16 protein-coding genes and 1 riboswitch are annotated in these 16,047 nt (G+C 33.8%); of the genes, 9 read left to right on the top strand and 7 right to left on the bottom strand.

Features of this window, described 5'->3' with window-relative positions:
* Positions 1-4: 4 nt before the first annotated feature.
* Both QWY86_RS12085 and QWY86_RS12080 read left to right on the top strand, forming a co-directional pair.
* Positions 5-826: a glycosyltransferase family 2 protein gene (locus QWY86_RS12085; protein ID WP_290242466.1), complete on the top strand. Its 822-nt coding sequence runs from the start codon at positions 5-7 to the stop codon at positions 824-826.
* The gene (locus tag QWY86_RS12080; RefSeq protein WP_290242465.1) at positions 826-1,635 is read left to right on the top strand and encodes a DUF5672 family protein; all 810 of its coding nucleotides are present in this window, start codon (positions 826-828) and stop codon (positions 1,633-1,635) included. The genes QWY86_RS12085 and QWY86_RS12080 overlap by 1 nt, the downstream gene beginning before the upstream one ends.
* Here the strand turns inward: QWY86_RS12080 and QWY86_RS12075 are convergent.
* Positions 1,623-2,501, bottom strand: a complete 879-nt coding sequence (locus tag QWY86_RS12075; RefSeq protein ID WP_290242464.1) for a glycosyltransferase — start codon at positions 2,499-2,501, stop codon at positions 1,623-1,625. The genes QWY86_RS12080 and QWY86_RS12075 overlap by 13 nt on opposite strands.
* A gap of 227 nt (positions 2,502-2,728) precedes the next feature.
* Between QWY86_RS12075 and QWY86_RS12070 the strand changes: the two genes are divergently transcribed.
* From QWY86_RS12070 to QWY86_RS12060, 3 genes are all read left to right on the top strand, one after another.
* Positions 2,729-2,959 carry a hypothetical protein gene (locus tag QWY86_RS12070; RefSeq protein ID WP_290242463.1) on the top strand — a complete coding sequence of 77 codons (231 nt, stop codon included), beginning with the start codon at positions 2,729-2,731 and terminating at the stop codon, positions 2,957-2,959.
* A gap of 26 nt (positions 2,960-2,985) precedes the next feature.
* Entirely contained in the window at positions 2,986-3,771 is a 786-nt protein-coding gene (locus QWY86_RS12065) for a glycosyltransferase family 61 protein (RefSeq protein ID WP_290242462.1), read from the top strand.
* An 87-nt stretch (positions 3,772-3,858) separates the two neighbouring features.
* Positions 3,859-4,944: an acyltransferase family protein gene (locus tag QWY86_RS12060; RefSeq protein WP_290242461.1), complete on the top strand. Its 1,086-nt coding sequence runs from the start codon at positions 3,859-3,861 to the stop codon at positions 4,942-4,944.
* Positions 4,945-4,954: 10 nt separating this feature from the next.
* On the opposite strand, the gene QWY86_RS12055 is transcribed toward QWY86_RS12060, so the two are convergent.
* Complete coding sequence (locus tag QWY86_RS12055; protein ID WP_290242460.1) at positions 4,955-5,689, bottom strand: class I SAM-dependent methyltransferase; 735 nt, start codon at positions 5,687-5,689, stop codon at positions 4,955-4,957.
* A gap of 294 nt (positions 5,690-5,983) precedes the next feature.
* On the bottom strand, positions 5,984-6,439 hold the full coding sequence (locus tag QWY86_RS12050; RefSeq protein ID WP_290242459.1) for a ferritin-like domain-containing protein: 456 nt from the start codon (positions 6,437-6,439) through the stop codon (positions 5,984-5,986).
* Between the two features lie 252 nt (positions 6,440-6,691).
* On the opposite strand from QWY86_RS12050, the gene QWY86_RS12045 reads away from it, so the two are divergent.
* Positions 6,692-7,372, top strand: coding sequence for a hypothetical protein (locus QWY86_RS12045; RefSeq protein WP_290242458.1), 681 nt, complete (start codon positions 6,692-6,694; stop codon positions 7,370-7,372).
* A gap of 201 nt (positions 7,373-7,573) precedes the next feature.
* Here QWY86_RS12045 and QWY86_RS12040 read toward each other — a convergent pair whose 3' ends face one another.
* Positions 7,574-8,638 (bottom strand): branched-chain amino acid aminotransferase, encoded by a 1,065-nt coding sequence (locus QWY86_RS12040; RefSeq protein ID WP_290242457.1) that lies wholly within the window; start codon positions 8,636-8,638, stop codon positions 7,574-7,576.
* A 123-nt stretch (positions 8,639-8,761) separates the two neighbouring features.
* Positions 8,762-9,727 carry a tryptophan 2,3-dioxygenase family protein gene (locus QWY86_RS12035; RefSeq protein WP_290242456.1) on the bottom strand — a complete coding sequence of 322 codons (966 nt, stop codon included), beginning with the start codon at positions 9,725-9,727 and terminating at the stop codon, positions 8,762-8,764.
* 64 nt (positions 9,728-9,791) lie between these two features.
* Positions 9,792-9,854, top strand: a riboswitch (Fluoride riboswitch).
* A 15-nt stretch (positions 9,855-9,869) separates the two neighbouring features.
* Here QWY86_RS12035 and QWY86_RS12030 point away from each other — a divergent pair.
* Complete coding sequence (locus tag QWY86_RS12030; RefSeq protein ID WP_290242454.1) at positions 9,870-11,153, top strand: voltage-gated chloride channel family protein; 1,284 nt, start codon at positions 9,870-9,872, stop codon at positions 11,151-11,153.
* Positions 11,154-11,227: 74 nt separating this feature from the next.
* On the opposite strand, the gene QWY86_RS12025 is transcribed toward QWY86_RS12030, so the two are convergent.
* Both QWY86_RS12025 and QWY86_RS12020 read right to left on the bottom strand, forming a co-directional pair.
* Positions 11,228-12,529 (bottom strand): HAD-IB family phosphatase, encoded by a 1,302-nt coding sequence (locus QWY86_RS12025; RefSeq protein WP_290242452.1) that lies wholly within the window; start codon positions 12,527-12,529, stop codon positions 11,228-11,230.
* Positions 12,529-13,491, bottom strand: coding sequence for an NAD-dependent epimerase/dehydratase family protein (locus QWY86_RS12020; RefSeq protein WP_290242450.1), 963 nt, complete (start codon positions 13,489-13,491; stop codon positions 12,529-12,531). Before QWY86_RS12020 ends, QWY86_RS12025 begins: the two co-directional genes overlap by 1 nt.
* 70 nt (positions 13,492-13,561) lie before the next feature.
* On the opposite strand from QWY86_RS12020, the gene QWY86_RS12015 reads away from it, so the two are divergent.
* Both QWY86_RS12015 and QWY86_RS12010 read left to right on the top strand, forming a co-directional pair.
* Positions 13,562-14,743, top strand: a complete 1,182-nt coding sequence (locus QWY86_RS12015; protein WP_290242449.1) for a formimidoylglutamase — start codon at positions 13,562-13,564, stop codon at positions 14,741-14,743.
* A gap of 89 nt (positions 14,744-14,832) precedes the next feature.
* Positions 14,833-15,975, top strand: coding sequence for a TlpA disulfide reductase family protein (locus tag QWY86_RS12010; RefSeq protein WP_290242447.1), 1,143 nt, complete (start codon positions 14,833-14,835; stop codon positions 15,973-15,975).
* The last annotated feature ends 72 nt before the right edge of the window (positions 15,976-16,047 follow it).

Below are 16,047 nucleotides of genomic sequence, written 5' to 3'. Positions count from 1 at the left end.
AAAAATGAGCGTAAAATTATCCATCGTTACTGTAAATTTTAATAACAAAATCGGGTTGCAAAAAACCGTTGACAGTGTTAAAGCTCAAACCTGGAAAAACTTTGAGTTTATCATTATTGATGGCGGAAGTACTGATGGTGTTGAAAGCGTATTAGTTAAAGAGCAGGCAAACATTACCTATTCGATTAGTGAAACAGATACTGGCGTGTACAATGCCATGAATAAAGGAATCAGCAAAGCTACAGGAGATTACATTTTATTTTTAAACAGTGGTGATTCTTTCTATGAAAATTCAACATTAGAAAAAGCTATTCCTCATCTGGATAAAAATATTGATATCTACTATGGAGATGCTGCATATATAGAAAAAAATGGTGAGCAAATTCGTACCTATCCGAATAAACTTACGTTTAGCTATTTTGTGGAGCATAATCTTTCGCATCAGGCAAGTTTCATAAAACGAACTTTATTTGATGATTTTTTTTATTATAATGAAGAGTATAAAATAGTATCTGATTGGGCGTTTTTTATTTATACTATTTGCAAGGCAAATGTATCATATCAGCACATAGATCAGGTTATCTGTAATTATGATACTGAAGGCATTTCATCTGTTATTGATAATCATAAATTAATGCATGCTGAAAGAGCTAAAACAATGGAGAAGTATTTTCCCCTATTTATTGAAGACTATAAAAATATCAAAGTATTAAACTCAAAGCGAACAAAACAGTTTCTAGCCATCTCAAAAAACAAAATCGCTTTTAAAATATTAAAAGGTTTAATGAGTACCTTAAGTTTATTTACGAAAAAGGAAGCGCAATAATGTCTAACTACACGGTAATTATTCCAATATATAAAACAGATTTAACGGTATTGGAGAGAATTGCGCTAAGTCAATGTCAAAGAATTTTATCATCACATGATGTAATAATAATTAAACCGAAGAGTTTAAATGAGCAAGCTATAAACTTTGATTTGTCGTTTGTAAAAGGTGTAATTTCTTTCTCAGATGAATATTTTAAAAATGTGTTTAGCTATAATGATTTGATGCTGGAAACAGATTTTTATAAAGCATTTTTGAGTTATGAATACATGCTTATCTATCAATTAGATGCTTTTGTTTTTGCTGACGAATTGAAGTATTGGTGTAACTTAGGCTATGACTATATTGGAGCGCCCTGGTTAAGAGAAAAAGAATATCCAACGCTTTTTAAAAAATTTAAGGAACAAATCAGAACTTATCTCCACAGAAGATATAATTACCTGGATAAACATGGTAAGCCTGAAATTCAACGTCAAATGAATAATAATGTTGGTAATGGAGGCTTTTCGTTAAGAAAAGTTTCTGCCTTTTACAACTTCTGCGTTGAGCAACCCGATTTAGTAAATTCATACAAATATCAAAACTCAGGATATTTTAATGAGGATATGTTTTGGACAATTGAGGTAAATAGAAGATCAAAGAGGATTACAGTTCCGCCTTATAAAAAAGCAATCCATTTTTCTATTGAAACAGCACCAGAAAGAGCAATTGAAATAACAGATGGAAAGTTACCTTTTGGCTGCCACGCCTGGGATTTACATTTAGATTTCTGGCGTCCGTATTTTAAATCTGCTGGTTACGAAATTTGAGTTCGGCGAATTTCCTTTACTAGTTTAAAAAATAATTTAAGATTGTGTTTTCGAAATGAGCTGTTCCAGAATATCTTAAAAATTTCGAATTTAGAGTACCCCACAGTTAACATTTGCTTTATAAAAACACGAAAAGAATATTTTTCGGCAATAAATTTTTCCTTTTTACTTAAGCCTTCATAATCTAATGGCAAATAGTTGCTCCATTTTTCATGAAGTTTGAGCGTTTCTTCTATCCAGGTTTTATCATAATTTCCCTCAGAAAAATGTTCCAATAATATTTCATAAGTTACCATTACATCATAAGATTGACTTACGCTAAAAGAAAAATCTAAATCGTAACAGTGAAATTTCTGAAAAAGCGTTCCATCAAACGGATATTCGCTGACAATTGATTTTTTGGTGCAGAACCAAACGCCATCAACTGCTGTAACTTTTGAAATTGAGCCGCCCTTTGGGTTTTGATAAACAAGTTTAGTTTCTGTTTCACTAAACTTATACCGTTGAAGCATATTTACATGATTGGTTATCTTTGATCCGGCATCGCAAAACCACCCAGAAGGAACCAGCGTTTTATACGAACTACCTGCAAGGCCAATTAAACCTACCTTTTCATTTTGCTCGAAAATATTAGCTATAACAACTCCCCAATTTTTAGTTTTGATGTTTACATCCTCATGCATAAAACATACAAGATCATACTTTGCCTTGTTTGCACCTCCATTGTAGAGTTCTGATAAACCCTTTTTACCATCTGCATTATCGAAACTAATAATTTCGAAAGTAAGCCCAACAGTTTCGGTAATATTTTTGGTTATATTTTCTAAAAAAATACGGTTGCTTGAAGATATAATTATAGATATCATTGAAAATTCGGGCTTTTAATATAGATTATACACGAAATTAAATATTCGAACCTCATTTATAGCAAACGATATAAAAAAAAATACAACTTCACTAAAGCTTAATGTTACTTTTGTTTTCAAATAATAAAAATTGCTGATAAATGTCATTAACACTTCCTTCATTAATTTTTCTTTAAGATATTGAATTATAGACCCTTAAAATTTTTAATTTAAAACACAAAGAATTTATGCCAATAGATATTTTGGAAAGTTATTTGATTCATAGACGAATGCCAGTCAATTACTCTGAAGGCGAATTAGATTTTTGCAGACGCGAGTTTTCATACAAAACCTTTGATATAAAAATTATCGATTTAATGGACTGTATTGTAAATTATCGTGGTTTTGCATACGAGCAAAGAAAAATGAAGCTTAATAAATTTTCATTACTTGATGATAAACCATTCCAAAATTCTTAAGCAGAAAGCATTACATTAAAAAGGTATTGATAAAGAAAAAAAGGAAATTAGATAACAGAAGATATTTATTAGCGTTTGACGATTGGTCAAATGCTCATTACCATTGGTTTTGTGATGTTTTACCTCGATTATTCTCTATAAAAGAGTTTCTTAAAGACTTTATAATATTATTACCTAAAACAGAATATGTTTTAAATATTGGATTAGAATCACTTGATTTTTTTGAATTAAAGCCTGCAGGTGTAGAGTTTATTGAGGAAAACGAGCTCCTAAAAGTTAAAAACCTTTCAATCGTAACCCATACTTGTTTAACAGGTTACACCAATGATAAAATAATGAAAGATATTCAAAATTACATCGGGGGCAAATTGAAAAATGAAGCTAACCTTAGCAAAATATACATTACCCGCGACCAAGCTAGATATAGAAAAGTTTTGAACGAGGATTATATTCAAGATGTTGTAAAAAGTAATGGATACGAGATAGTTCGATTTGAAGACATGAGCTGGAAAGAACAAATTTTAAAAGCTGCGTCTTCAAAATCAATTGTTTCAATCCATGGAGCTGGGTTAGTAAACACAATGTTTATGCCTAAATATGGTTCGGTATTAGAATTTAGAAGAGATAAAATTTATCATAATCAATGTTTTTGGCATTTAGCTGATGCATTAGATTTAAAATACTATTATCTTTTTGGAGAACCTGATAATGAAAACTTAGTTATAGAAGGAGGTGACTGTTGTAATTTAGCCATTGAACCTGATAAACTAAACAACTTATTACTAAATATGGAAATTAATTATAATAGTTAAGACTAATACTAAAAATTTATATCAATATTATAAGCAATAAACATTATTCAATGATTATTCACATTTAGTTTATAATATTGCAGAATTATGGATGGTGCTACAAAAAAACAAGAGAGAGCAAATTACGATTTTATTGATTCACTTAGATTTATCGCCATTATAACAATTGTTATAGAACATACTTATATGTGGCCTGAACCTAAATTTTTTAAGGATGTTTATGAGCAATCAATCCAGCTCTTTACCATGCAGGTTTTTAAGTTCGGTACAATTATGTTCTACATACTTGCAGGCTTTTTAATTGGCGATAAAATACATACTACAACATCGTTACAATATTTAAAAAGACGTTTTGATGGTACGTTTAAACCTTGGTTGTTTTGGGTATGTATATTTTTGATTCTAATATATGCCAATCTGTTTGTTGTTTACATAAAACATAGTTGGTCGCCAATGTTCGAAGAACCACTTTGGGGCCTTGGAGAACACATTTATAATATTGTGGTTAAAACAAGTTTTTGGTTTATTCTGAACTTTCTAGGGAGTATTTCAATTTTATTAATTTTCAGAAAGCATCTATACAGCTATAAAGTTGGTATTTTTTTAGGATTATGCTCATTATTTTACTCTATTAATTTATACCACGAGTGGATTTACAGCACGCATACTACAGCTATATTAGGCTTTGTTTTTTATTTGTGGCTAGGCGTAATTCTACACAAATATTTTAAAGAATTTAACACATGGGTTAAGAGGCGTTCTGTATATACATTAGGTTTGGCTGCTGTTATAGCCTTAGTTATTTCTTGCTGGGAAAGTTACTATTTAATAAATGCGGGTGTAAAAGCTGATCCATACAATACTTTAAAGTTTACCAACATTGTGTATTCATTAGTATGCTTTGTTTTCTTATACCGCTTAGGTAATCCTCAGTGGATTAAAAAATTAAATCCCCGTAGTAGCACATACGGAATTCATTTAATCCATTATATAATTATAGTACAGGTATTGCCCACAATCTTTAATCCTCTAGGCATTACATCAGCCGGAAAATCATCATTTGAATTAGTAATAATTCAATACGTAAGATTTTTTATGGCTTATTTTGCGAGTTATTTTTTGGTTTACTTGATTAATAAAGTAAATAGAATCAAATGGATTGTTGGGCAATAAATATTCCTATTTAGGATTTATATAAATAAAAAACTGCTGTATCGCCTTGGCCTTCTTTATTTAATTTTACCGACTGCTTTTCAAAATAATCAATTTCATCTGTAGTGAAAAACTTTTCTACAGGATAAGCTAATCGATTATTTTCTGCGGGAAAGAGCTCTATATCTTTTTTATACAATTCGCTTGCCCAAAACTGGAAGTTTAATGAATCAAAAAGCGTATGTTTAATTTGGAAACCAGTCTGCTCGGCTAAGATTTTCATGCTCTTTACGGTGTGGAGGAAAAAATGTCTTGGCGCATCCAACTGTACCCAATTCTCTTTATATACATTAAAAGCTTCTGCAACAATAGGAATGGCTATAAGCAAACAACCCTTTTCATTAAGCAATAGCCTACAATCCTTTAAAACATCCTGCTGTTCGGGCATGTGCTCCAAAACGTGGTTCATGATAATTAAATCATAAGTATTGGTATTAAGTTCTTTTATATCCTTTTTAAGAATACGTACACCAAAACCATGATCAATTTCTTTTGGGATGAACTTATCTACACCCTCAATATTTTCAAAACCAAGGTTAAATAAATCACAAATTTGTTTGCCTTTGCCGCAGCCTATTTCCAAAATTTTATCTGAGAAATTTGGATTAATTGGTTTTAGATAGCGCAAGGCTGGTCGGTCCTTTTTGAATAGCTTTTTCAACCTAAAATGACCCACAAGCCTTTTCAGAAATGGCTGTCTTTTCAAAAGTGCCGTTTCAGCATTAAAGGAGTAATAATACGGGGGATAATACTTGTCAATATTATTAGGAAATTCCGCAATTTGCAAACAGCCACAACTTGAGCATTGATTGTATTTAAATTCGTCGCGAAAGCCAAACATCATTTCTTTCACAAGGTATTTATTGGAAAAAGGCGAGTAACAAATTTTGCAATTTTCGTTACTCGCCTTCAATGAATTGGATATATTCAAAATAGATTTTGTTTATGTATTAGTCGTCGACAATATAATAAAAAAATCCTATGATGTTAAATTTATGACTTAAGCATGTGCATCACGCAATCTTTTAATTTCATCATGAGAAACTCTTAATGAAGCCTTTTGCTCGGAAATCAATTCTCTAATATTTGCAGGAACACCTTCAACTTCTAAAGCCATTTTATAAGCGTTTTGTGCCGCATCTTCACCAAACTCGCAATTGTTTAATACAGTTTGACGATCATGACCTGTAAATAAAGCTTTAACATCCATCCATGCTCTATAAATTTTACCAGAATTGGTTGTACCTGTCTCAACGTCTTCTCCTAAAACGCCAATTTCTTGAGCCAATGCCAACTTATTTTTTTGGCTTTCTTCTATCATATTTAAGAATAAAGATTTTAAATCTGCATCCCCATCTTTTAATTCTTTGCGAGCTCGTTCATAACCTTCAATTCTATCGTTGTTAATTTGAACAAGGTCATTTAAAACCTCCGCTGTTAATGTTGTAGTATTCATATCTTTATTTTTTTATAGTTTCGATGTACTTAAGCAACACGAAGGATTAAAAAAAGGTTTGTCATAATAAAAATTCCTTACACCGATTTGCTATAATATATCTTATAAGTACGCCCGACTTACAAATCATATCATATTACTATTTTATTAATTTTCAGTCGCAATTTTTTTACTTAGCGCCCAACACTAAGCGATAAAACATTGAGTTTATAAATGCACATTGCAATTATTAAAAAACTCATGTTGCAAAATATGAATGCACTAATTCAAACCCCACCAGATGGAGGTACAATTTATACCGAAACCAATCTGGCAAACTTCTTCCCCGAACCGCTCAATACAATTACAAGTTGTTTCTTTCTGGCTATTGCAGTTTATTTTAGTTTTAAAGTTTGGAGGAAATTTAAAACATATAAGTTCCTATCATTTGCCTTAGTTTTGCTTTACATTGGTGGCATTGGCGGAACAACTTACCATGGCTTAAGGCGCTGGCCGATATTTATTATGATGGATTGGATGCCAATAATGCTGCTATGTTTATCGGCAGGAATTTACTTTTTGGCTAAAATTACAAAATGGTATTTCGCCGTATTAATTGTCTTGGTATATGCTATTTTTCAACTTGTATTAAGGAAACAATTTACCGGTGGCGATTTTCAGATTTTCGTAAACATAAATTATGCATTCATGGCAGCTTTAGTGTTGTTCCCGGTATTTGGATATTTATTAAAAACCGAGTGGAAGAATGGCAAATGGGTAGGTTTTGCACTACTCGCCTTCATTTTTGCGCTAACTTTTAGAATTGCTGATAAGTGGGAAATATTGGAAATTGGCACTCATTTTTTATGGCATACGTTCGGCGCAATTGCTTCTTTCTGTATGCTGAATTACATTTTCTTAGATAGTACAACTCAAAAATTAAAAATCAAATAGATTTTTATTTAAGGTTAGTAAAAAGAAAAGCTCCAAATGATTAGTTTGGAGCTTTTTAGATATAATTAACGTGATACGGTTCTAATAAATGTTTTTGCCATTAAAACTGTGTTTCGTATTCGTAGATTTTGCGCTTGGGCTTAGTTAAACGTTCATGCTTATTGGCAAAATTAAGACCCATAACTTCAAATTATTTAAGTTTTACAAAACCCAGTTCCAGCCAAATTCATCTGCTATTAAGCCGTAACGAATATCATTTAATTTTTTCGCAATACCATTCGAAATTGTTCTTGTAGCAGAATCAGTTAATTTATAGGTTTTGCCTAAATAACCAATTTCACCAATTTGAGTAACAGTTGCAGCTGTACCGGCAGCAAAAGCTTCGGTTAAAGATCCGTTTTCGATACCTTCAATAATTTCTTTTACTGAAACTCTACGTTCCTCAACTTCTACACCTGCGGCTTTAGCTAATTTTATAATTGTATCGCGAGTTACACCATCTAAAACCGTACTGCGCACAGAAGGCGTAACCAATTTACCGTTGATAACAAAGATTAAATTTGCAGTTCCGGCTTCTTCAATATATTCATGGTTCACAGAATCTGTCCAGATAAGTTGGTCGTAACCTTCTTTCTTGGCTTGTTCAAATGGGTATAACGAACGGGCATAGTTACCAGCCGTTTTTGCAAAACCAACGCCACCATCATCTGCTCTTGTAAATTCAGTTTCAATTTTAACTTTTAAAGCACTGCTGTAATACGGACCAGTTGGCGTAGTAAGCAGGGCAAACTTATAAGTATCTGAAGCTTTAACGCCTAAATAAGGGTCGGTTGCAAACATTACCGGACGAATGTATAATGCATAATCATCTTGAGCAGGTACCCATTTCTGATCTATATTAATTAAAGTCGCCAAACCTTGCATAAAAATCTCTTCAGGTATTGTCGGCATCGACATTCTTGCAGCAGACTTATTAAAGCGCTCAAAGTTTTTATCCGCACGGAAGAGACTTATTTTACCATCTGGCTGGCGATAAGCCTTTAAACCTTCAAAAATTGCTTGACCATAATGTAAAGCAGAAATAGCCGGACTCATTGGAATTGGTCCGTATGGCAAAATCTGTAAATTTTTCCACTCCCCATCTTCATAATCTGCTGTAAACATGTGGTCGGTGAAAACTTTACCAAATGGCAATTGGGAAAAATCTGTAACTGATAAACGTGTTTTATCGGCTTTAACAACTTTTATATCTAATGTTTCAGTCATTGTTATTTAATTTTTGAATGATTGCTTTTTGAATGAGTAATAGACATGCATTCTCTAATTCAATCATTAATTATATTGCGCAAGGTACTAAAAAACGAGCTATCTTAATAGTATTTTAGGATATTAATCTTTGTTCTTTAGTGTTTTAAGCACACTAAGCACCCATCCTCTACCCCATTCATCCATCTGTTCTTCAGTCCATAAAAACGGATAAAATATTCTTTTTTGGAAACGCGGAGGTAAATATTTCTGCCAGTTTGTACCGCCTGTTGCGGCAATATCTACAGGGTCTTTTTCGAGATAGCGAACTGCAGATTTATAGTGCGATAAAGGCCATTCTACATTAACATATAAATCGAGCTTTCTCAATTCTTCTGCCAATAAAGTTATATCATCGCCTTTGGCTTCTAACTTATGGTACAAAGCTGCAAAATTGCTTAATGCTCTATTTTTTGCTAACTCCAAAAATTGAGCAGCGTATTTCTTGATAAATTGCTTTAAGGTTAGTGTTTCTTTACCTGATGCGAGTTCTGTTGCACCAAATTTCCAGTAAATGTGTTCAAACTGTTCTTCAATCGAAGCATTTTTTAGTTCTTCGCGTTTGCTTTTATCTGTAAGGCGGATGAAATCTGTTGCGCTAATTTCAATCATTCTGTATTGGCCAGATTGAAATCCACTAGCCGGTAAAAGCGACATTCTGAATTTCAGGAATTGTTCCTTTTCCATGCCATCAACCATCACCTCAAACGAAGTTGTTAAGGCATTAAAGTACGCGTTTATCCTTTTAACCCTGGCTGTAAAAAATTCAACGGTAAGATTATCATGTTCAGCAACCTGATTAAATTCATGTATGGCTAGTTTAAAATAAAGCTCCGTAATCTGATGGTACATGATGAATATTTCTTCATCCGGAAAAGGCGTTTTTGGACTTTGCAGACTTAACAGCGTATCCAAATGTATGTAATCCCAATAGGTTAAAAAATCAGCGTACAATAAACCATCAAGGTAAGAAGCCATATCCTGCCCCATAGCAGTATATTTTTCCTGTAATTGATTTAGCTTGTTTTTAATTTCTGGTGTAAAATCCATCAGCAATATTTATTCTTTACAAAGGTGTTAAACATTTTGCAACAAAAGCTAAATTTTATAAATTTGAGCGCATGGCGATGGGGTACCGCCAAAACCGCCCAAACAGGCTGATGACTCCTACGATTTATAAAAATTGATTCAAATGCCTGTTAAAAAATTAATGGAAGTTTTTCTTCTATCTGTTACCCGATTCTTAAAATTAGATGTCCGTGTTTTATGGTTAAGCTTAACAAAGTGGCTTATTATTTCAATTATATTAGGAGTCATTGTAGGCACCGCATCTGCTCTATTTCTTATTAGCCTTGATTTCGTTACTACCTATCGGGAGGAAAATACACAAATTATTTATTTGCTTCCAGTAGCAGGCTTGCTCATTGGGTTATTTTACTACCATTTTGGTAAAGATGCTGTAAAAGGCAATAATTTACTGATTGAAGAACTTCAAACCCCCAAAAAAATAATACCATTAATAATGGCGCCTTTGGTTTTTGGTGGAACAATCATTACACATTTATTTGGTGGCTCAGCCGGAAGAGAAGGTACTGCAGTTCAAATTGGCGGAGCATTTGCAGATCAGTTTACAAAACTATTCAAACTAAAGCCAAGAGATAGGAAAGTTATATTAATTTGTGGAATAAGCGCAGGTTTTGCCTCGGTTTTTGGAACACCATTGGCTGGTGCAGTTTTTGGCTTAGAGGTTTTCATCATCGGAAGCTTATTTTACACCGCTATGTTACCTTCATTTTTAACTGCGGTCATTGCAGATTATGTTTGTAAGACGTGGGGTGTTAGTCACAGCCATTATGAGATAAATGTTATACCTCAATTAAATGCATTAAATCTTCTACTAACTATTTCCGCGGGAATTTTATTTGGGCTTGCTGCCCGTGCCTTCTCAGCACTGAGTCACGGTTTCAGCACACTTTTCTCAAACATAAAATATCCGCCATTAAGACCAGTTGTTGGTGGAGCAATATTGGTCATCTTAATTTTCTTTACGGATGCTTTTAAATATATTGGATTAGGTCTTCCAACGATAGCAGAATCATTCCAAATCCAGCAACCATATTTTGCCTTTGCGATAAAAATATTTTTAACTGCATTAACCTTAGGTTCCGGTTTTAAAGGTGGTGAAGTAACCCCCTTATTTTTTATAGGCGCAACGTTAGGCAGCTTTTTAAGCATTTTTATACCGCTACCGATTGCATTGTTAGCAGGCATGGGCTTTGTGGCTGTTTTTTCTGGTGCCGCAAATACACCATTAGCTTGTATGATAATGGGCATCGAATTATTCGGAAGCAGCAGTGGTATTTACATTGCTATTGCCTGCGTTATTGCATATCTATTTTCTGGGCACAGCGGAATTTACCGTTCTCAAGCTGTGGGAAGCCCAAAACATTTGCTAATAAAGAGGCATCATTTTTAAATGAATTTGTCATTCTTATTTTAGCGAAAAACCTTGAAGAAACTCTTCGCTTTTATCAGAATGACAATAATACCTTAGTACAAAACTCTGAATTTTATGGTATGCTCAATCTTTTTAAGCGCCTTAAACAATTGCTTATCATACTCCGTATTAATATCTGTAATGGCATAGCCGATATCTGTATTGGTCATTAAGAATTGACCAACAATGTTGATATTATGCTTCGCAAAAACCGTATTAATTTGCGCCATTATACCTGGCACATTTTTATGAATATGGATTAAACGGTGCGATTTATCAATTTTTGGCAATTGCAAATTCGGATAATTCGTGCTCAGATAAGTTGCTCCGGTGTTCATAAAATAGATAATCCTTTTAGGTATAAAATCGAAGTTACGAGGGTTTCCCTTAGCATCATCAAAAATGACGATGCCCATTTTGGTACACAACGCTGAATCGATTTTATTTTTTGAATTGCCTAAATAACCTATCGTTTTTAGTTTTACAGCATTTTTAAGCTGAATTTTTTCAATTTTCTCTCCATCTGCAAGTAAAATTACGCCAACATCTTTAACGTACTTTTCTTCGAAGCTCGTTTTATGCCTGATTGATAAACCATCATTTTTCAATAGTGTGATACTTTTAGGATCAACATCACCAATAACCAGACATAAAATGCGGTTTTTTGGATATGAAATTGCCCTTGGCAAATCATTCACATATAAAAACTCATCAAAACTTGGTGTAATGTGATCGGCTTTTGCAACAATACTTTCACGGGCGATATTTTCAGTGAAAGCAAAAAATTTATTGATCAAACCGCTTTCACGAAGTTGGAAATCTGAATATCCATCTCCAATACCGAAAAGCTCACCCTCTAATTTTAAATGCTGTAGCAATTTAACCTTTCCACCTTCCTCGCTTAATGGATTTGCATGGTCGTAATCTATAATTTTTCCATCACCTGTGGTTACAAAAGTGTTGGCATAAATGTTTTCCTTTTTAATGTGATACTGACTTACAACAGGCGTTATAAATTCTTTAAATCCGCCAGAAACAATCAAAACCTCATCAGCATGTTTTTTAAAAAACTCTGCATTTCGAGAAAAAGAAGTCGAAACTTTTTTCTTCAAATGCTTGATTAATTGTTTTAAGTGCTCCTCATCTGCCTCTAATAATTTTACACGCTGCGCTAAACTTTCAGAAAAAGACAACTTTCCTTCCATCGCCAGATTGGTATAATCTTCAATTTTTTGAAAAATAGATTCTTTCTGCGGATGCTTTTTTAAAGAAATTCTGGCAAGTTCATCTAATGCTTCTACTTGTGTAAAAGTGCTATCAAAATCAATAATGTAGTAGGCTTTTTGTTTAGGCATTATTTTAAGTGTTGGGTGATTTCTGCAATACTATTTGAAAGTGGCTTAAATTGTATGCCGATTTGGTTTACGATTTTATCATTTGAATAGTAGCTTAAAGTTACGCTACTTTTGGCTGTATCTTTGGTAATTGATGGTTGGCTTCTGGTAAAAAAGGAGAAGAATTTTAAGGCTCTCCAGGCAACTCCAAGCATCCAGGGTTTAGCTTCTTTGGTTGGCGCCTTTACGCCAAAACCGTTGGCAATCGAAGTAAATAAATCTTTATAGTGGATGTTTTCAGAAGAAATAATATAGCGCTCTGCAATAACATCGCTATCCATAAGTGCAATCATCGATTTTACAACATCTTCAACATCAACAAAACCCGATGCGCCATTCGTGTAAAACGGAAAGCCGCCTTTTACCAATTTGAAAATTGCACCACTACCTTCAAAACCAGCATTTTTACCAATAATTACGGATGGATTAACAATCACGGCATCCAGCCCTTCCGTTATGCCACGCCAAACTTCCATTTCGGCTTCATATTTAGATAAACCATAAGCATGAGCCTTCGCATCGTATTCCCAAACATCTTTTTCTGTAATTTGATTTCCTTTTTTAGGTTCGCCCAAAGCTGCAACAGAACTTACATGCACCAATCTGCAATTATTATCTAAACAGAGGTTTACAAGGTTTGAAGTTCCATCAATATTAACATGGAAAAGTTGTTTTTTATGGTTCGAATCTAAAGAAACAAAAGCTGCACAATGGAAAACTTTTGTAATGCCAACAAAGGCTTCTTCCAAATCAGCGAGCTCGTTTATATCGGCATCAACCCAAGTAATTAATTTTATGTTTGCAAGTAGCGATGGGATTTTAGATGTTTTTCTTCTCAGCGCCCGCACGGCTAAACCATTATCAGTAAGCTGTTTTATTAATTCAGATCCTAAAAATCCCGTTCCGCCGGTTACGAGTATCATTATATTTTTTGGGGCTATTGGTGAAAATACGCTTTCAAAAATAGATATTTGAGGCGATAGTTTTAAATATATGTCATTAACCGATTTCTTTTCTCCCTTAAATATTGATCAATTTACACCAAAACAAGGTTTTTTAACCAGTCAGCTGGGCATGAAGACTGAATTTCATACTGAATCATTTCCCGATTTGGAAGAAGGTAAATTTGATATTGCAATTTTTGGAGTTTTAGATGGAAGAAATGCGGTAAATAATGAAGGCTGCGGAATTGGCCCTGATTATTTTAGAGAAAAGTTTTACAAGCTTAACGAAGGTGCTTTTGAAAGCAAACTTGTCGATTTAGGAAATATAAGACCAGGGGCTAACGTTTCTGACACTTACATTGCAGTGAAAATGGCTGTTTCTGAATTAATTAAAAACAACATTATTCCGGTAATTATTGGCGGCGGACAAGACATCACATACGCTCAATATTTAGGCTATGAAGATTTAGAGCAAAAAGTAGATTTGGTGGTTGTTGACAACCAATTTGATATCGACGGGCACGAAAGTGAAGGCATTGAAACCCGTTCTGATTGTTATTTGAACAAAATATTCTTGCATCAGCCTAACTATCTCTTCAACTTCAGTAACCTTGGCTATCAAACTTATTTTGTAAATCAGGAAAGTTTAAACGTTATGGATAAGCTTTATTTTGATGCACACCGTGTTGGCGAATTTGCACAAGACATTACCCTTACCGAACCAATAATCCGCAATGCGAATATGGTGAGTTTTGATATTGGCGCCATACGTTCTGCTGATGCTGCTGCAAATGCGAATACAACGCCTAACGGATTTGATGGTGAAGAAGCTTGCAGAATTGCCCGTTATGCAGGCATGAATGATAAGTTAACTTCTATCGGTTTTTACGAATTTAACCCAGCCTATGATAATAATGGTCAAACTGCATTTTTACTGGCACAAATGGTTTGGTATTTTGTAGATGGCTTTTATGCTCGTAAAAAGGATTTTCCATTGACTCCAAAATCTCAATTTATTATCTACAGAACAAGTTTAAAAGATGGTTCTGGCGAGATGACATTCGTGAAAAGCAAAAAATCAGATAGGTGGTGGATGCAGGTTCCATACCCTGCGCAGCAATCTAAAAATGAGCGTTATCATTTGGTTCCATGCCGTTATGATGATTATCAGACTGCAGTAAATGGCGATATGCCTGATTTATGGTGGCGTACATACCAAAAACTATCATAATTTTACATAAATTATAACCTGATAAGATTACATTTCTTTACATTTGATTTTAAGAGTTTTAACCCTCATCAAACTTAAAAAACCAACTAATGAAAAAAATAATTTTATCAGCAATGGCAATTCTGCCTTTCGCTGCACTAGCTCAAAAGCCCTTTACGGTTAAGGGTGATGCAAAAGCTTTAAAAACCGGCGACAAGATTTATCTTATCTACAACGAAAATGGTCAGCGCAAAACAGATTCTGCTGCCGTTACCAATGGTAAATTTGAGTTTAAAGGAACTGCTACCGATCCAATATCTGGTAATCTTTTCGCAAAAATAAATCCTTATGTTAAAGGTGCAAATACCAAAAACTTAGACTATGCGAATTTATTTTTGGAGCCAGGGAATATTGTAGTAAGCTCTGCTGATTCAATTAAATCAATAGCTGTAAGCGGAACTCCAGCCAATAATGATAATACAAAATTAAAAGCTAGCTTAAAGCCTGCTACAGACAAACTCGAAGCATTAAATGCTGAGTACGCCAAACTTAGCGCAGCAGAAAAGGAAGATAAAGCAATTGTATCTGGTATACGTGAGCGTTTTGAAAAAGCTTCGGAGGAAATGACGCCAATTTATTTAGCTTTCGCTAAAAGTAATCCAAAATCTTATGTAAGCTTGGTAACATTAAGCCAGTTATCTGGAGATCCGAATGCTCAAACGCAAGTTGAAACTGCCTTTGCAGGCTTAAGCCCTGAATTAAGAGCAACTAAAATTGGTACAACTCTAGCTAAAACTTTAGAAGCTACTAAAAAAACAGCTGTTGGTGTAATGGCAATGGATTTTACACAAAATGATGTTAATGGTAAGCCTGTAAAGCTATCTGATTTTAAAGGTAAATATGTTTTGGTGGATTTCTGGGCATCTTGGTGTGGACCATGCCGTCAGGAAAACCCAAATGTTGTTGTAGCTTATAACAAATTTAAGGATAAAGGTTTTACTGTTTTAGGCGTTTCTTTAGATAGACCAGGTGCAAAAGATGCATGGGTGAAAGCCATTGCTGATGATAAACTAGACTGGACACAAGTTTCAGATTTAAAATTCTGGGAAAATGAAGTGGCAGTGATGTATGGCATCCGTTCTATTCCGGCCAACTTCTTAATAGACCCAAATGGTAAAATTATCGCTAAGGGATTAAGAGAAGAAGCCTTACAAAGTAAATTGCAAGAGCTTTTAGGCAGCAAATCGAAGTAAGATTTTTTCTATAATATAGGAAAGACACAGATTAGCAGATTTTAGGTAAAAATAATCTGTTAATCTGTGGCT

The sequence above is a fragment of the Pedobacter aquatilis genome (genome assembly GCF_030409415.1).
GTDB lineage: Bacteria > Bacteroidota > Bacteroidia > Sphingobacteriales > Sphingobacteriaceae > Pedobacter > Pedobacter aquatilis.
Note: the sequence above shows the minus strand (reverse complement) of the source record. Positions and strands in the feature narration are given on the sequence as shown.

Coding starts and splice junctions, on each gene's coding strand:
- QWY86_RS12030 (WP_290242454.1), top strand. CDS start 9,870: ATGCCTGTTAAAAAATTAATGGAAGTTTTTCTTCTATCTGTTACCCGA.
- QWY86_RS12085 (WP_290242466.1), top strand. CDS start 5: ATGAGCGTAAAATTATCCATCGTTACTGTAAATTTTAATAACAAAATC.
- QWY86_RS12045 (WP_290242458.1), top strand. CDS start 6,692: ATGAATGCACTAATTCAAACCCCACCAGATGGAGGTACAATTTATACC.
- QWY86_RS12020 (WP_290242450.1), bottom strand. CDS start 13,491: ATGATACTCGTAACCGGCGGAACGGGATTTTTAGGATCTGAATTAATA.
- QWY86_RS12015 (WP_290242449.1), top strand. CDS start 13,562: ATGTCATTAACCGATTTCTTTTCTCCCTTAAATATTGATCAATTTACA.
- QWY86_RS12025 (WP_290242452.1), bottom strand. CDS start 12,529: ATGCCTAAACAAAAAGCCTACTACATTATTGATTTTGATAGCACTTTT.
- QWY86_RS12075 (WP_290242464.1), bottom strand. CDS start 2,501: ATGATATCTATAATTATATCTTCAAGCAACCGTATTTTTTTAGAAAAT.
- QWY86_RS12060 (WP_290242461.1), top strand. CDS start 3,859: ATGGATGGTGCTACAAAAAAACAAGAGAGAGCAAATTACGATTTTATT.
- QWY86_RS12080 (WP_290242465.1), top strand. CDS start 826: ATGTCTAACTACACGGTAATTATTCCAATATATAAAACAGATTTAACG.
- QWY86_RS12035 (WP_290242456.1), bottom strand. CDS start 9,727: ATGGATTTTACACCAGAAATTAAAAACAAGCTAAATCAATTACAGGAA.
- QWY86_RS12010 (WP_290242447.1), top strand. CDS start 14,833: ATGAAAAAAATAATTTTATCAGCAATGGCAATTCTGCCTTTCGCTGCA.
- QWY86_RS12070 (WP_290242463.1), top strand. CDS start 2,729: ATGCCAATAGATATTTTGGAAAGTTATTTGATTCATAGACGAATGCCA.
- QWY86_RS12050 (WP_290242459.1), bottom strand. CDS start 6,439: ATGAATACTACAACATTAACAGCGGAGGTTTTAAATGACCTTGTTCAA.
- QWY86_RS12040 (WP_290242457.1), bottom strand. CDS start 8,638: ATGACTGAAACATTAGATATAAAAGTTGTTAAAGCCGATAAAACACGT.